At 73.2% G+C, this 1,927-nt stretch carries 1 protein-coding gene and 1 pseudogene; one reads left to right on the top strand and one right to left on the bottom strand.

Annotated features, from left to right (window positions below):
* Window positions 1-126 (top strand): annotated as a pseudogene (locus L1885_RS27795) (adenylosuccinate synthetase); the annotation flags it as partial.
* On the opposite strand, the gene recQ reads toward L1885_RS27795, so the two are convergent.
* Window positions 95-1,813 carry a DNA helicase RecQ gene (gene recQ, locus L1885_RS27790; RefSeq protein ID WP_372482051.1) on the bottom strand — a complete coding sequence of 573 codons (1,719 nt, stop codon included), beginning with the start codon at window positions 1,811-1,813 and terminating at the stop codon, window positions 95-97. The pseudogene L1885_RS27795 and the gene recQ overlap by 32 nt on opposite strands.
* Window positions 1,814-1,927: the final 114 nt, after the last annotated feature.

The raw sequence follows: 1,927 nt of genomic DNA, 5'->3' as shown, positions 1-1,927 counted from the left end.
GACCGGCGCTGCGGCTGGTTCGACGCGGTCATCGCGCGCTACGCGACCCGCGTCAACGGCCTGACGGACTTCTTCCTCACCAAGCTCGACGTGCTCACCGGCTGGGAGCGGATCCCGGTGTGCGTGGGGGCGCCCTGGCCGCCCGCTCGGGCTCCTTGCGCAGCGTCACCTTCCGCGCGCCGGAGAGCACGTCGCCGCTCGTCTCCGTCAGTACGAGCGTGCTGTACTCGCCCTCGACGGCCAGCAGCCCCTGCGACAGCAACTGCCGTGCCACGCCGCGCCACTGGGCCTCCGGCAGGTCGGAGCCGATGCCGAACACGCTCAGCCCGTCGTGGTCGAACTGGATGACCTTCGCCGTCTTCTTGCCGAGGAGGATGTCCACCGCCTGGCCCACGCCGAACTTCTGGTTCCGCTCCCGCTTGAGCCGTACGACCGTGGACAGCAGCTTCTGGGCCGGCACCGTGCCGTCCCAGGACTCGGGCGGGGTCAGGCACGTGTCGCAGTTGCCGCAGGGGTCGCTCTTCTCGCCGAAGTACGCGAGCAGTTGCACCCGGCGGCACTCGACGGTCTCGCACAGCGCGAGCATCGCGTCGACGTGTTCCCCGAGCCGGCGCCGGTGCGCGGCGTCGCCCTCCGACGTGTCGATCATCCGCCGCTGCTGGACCACGTCCTGGTAGCCGTAGGCGAGCCAGGCCGTCGACGGCCGGCCGTCGCGGCCCGCGCGGCCCGTCTCCTGGTAGTAGCCCTCCACCGACTTCGGCAGGTCGAGGTGCGCCACGAACCGGACGTCCGGCTTGTCGATGCCCATGCCGAAGGCGATCGTCGCGACCATCACGAGCCCGTCCTCGCGCAGGAACCGGGCCTGGTTCTCCTGGCGCACCCGGGCGTCGAGACCCGCGTGGTAGGGCAGCGCGTCGACCCCGTTCTTCACGAGGAACTCGGCCGTCTTCTCCACCGAAGCGCGCGACAGGCAGTAGACGATGCCCGCCTCGCCCGGGTGCTCGGCCCGCAGCAACTGCAGGAGCTGGCGCCGCGGCTCGTTCTTCGGGGCGATCCGGTACTGGATGTTGGGGCGGTCGAAGCTCGCGACGAAATGGCGCGCGTCCTGGAGCTTCAGCCGGGAGGCGATCTCCGTGTGCGTGGCTTCCGTGGCGGTCGCCGTCAGCGCGATCCGCGGGACCCGCGGCCACCGCTCGTGCAGGGTCGACAGGGCCAGGTAGTCGGGGCGGAAGTCGTGTCCCCACTGCGCCACGCAGTGTGCCTCGTCGATGGCGAACAACGAGATCGTGCCGCGCTCCAGCAGCCGCAGCGTCGACTCGACGCGCAGCCGCTCCGGCGCCAGGTACAGCAGGTCCAGCTCGCCCGCCAGGAACTCGGCCTCCACCAGCCGCCGCTCGTCGAGGTCCTGCGTCGAGTTGAGGAACCCCGCCCGCACGCCGAGGGCCCGCAGCGCGTCCACCTGGTCCTGCATGAGGGCGATCAGCGGCGAGATCACGACGCCGACCCCGGGCCGCACGAGAGCGGGGATCTGGTAGCAGAGCGACTTCCCGCCGCCCGTCGGCATGAGGACGAGCGCGTCGCCGCCGCCGACCACCTGGTCGATGATCTCCTGCTGGCTGCCGCGGAAGGCCTCGTACCCGAAGACCCGGTGCAGCACCTCCAGCGCGCCCCCGCGCGCCGCCTCGGCCGCAGGCACGGCGGGCGCCCCCTCCGCCAGGGCGGAAGCGCCGGACGAGCCGTCCGCGCCGTCGGGGAGGGGGGTCCGGTCCGGGCCGGGACCGGTGCGGGGGGTGCCGAAGTCTGGAGCGCTCACGGCCCCGAGTCTAGGGGCGGGGTGTGACACGCGGGCCGGGCCGCCGGAAACGCCCCTCCCGCGAGCGGGGCGGCGGGCGCCGTCCGCGGCCCGGGCGGGCGGCCGGCGCGCGGG

The organism is Streptomyces fuscigenes (assembly GCF_021556455.1).
Lineage (GTDB): Bacteria > Actinomycetota > Actinomycetes > Streptomycetales > Streptomycetaceae > Streptomyces > Streptomyces fuscigenes.
Note: the sequence above shows the minus strand (reverse complement) of the source record. Positions and strands in the feature narration are given on the sequence as shown.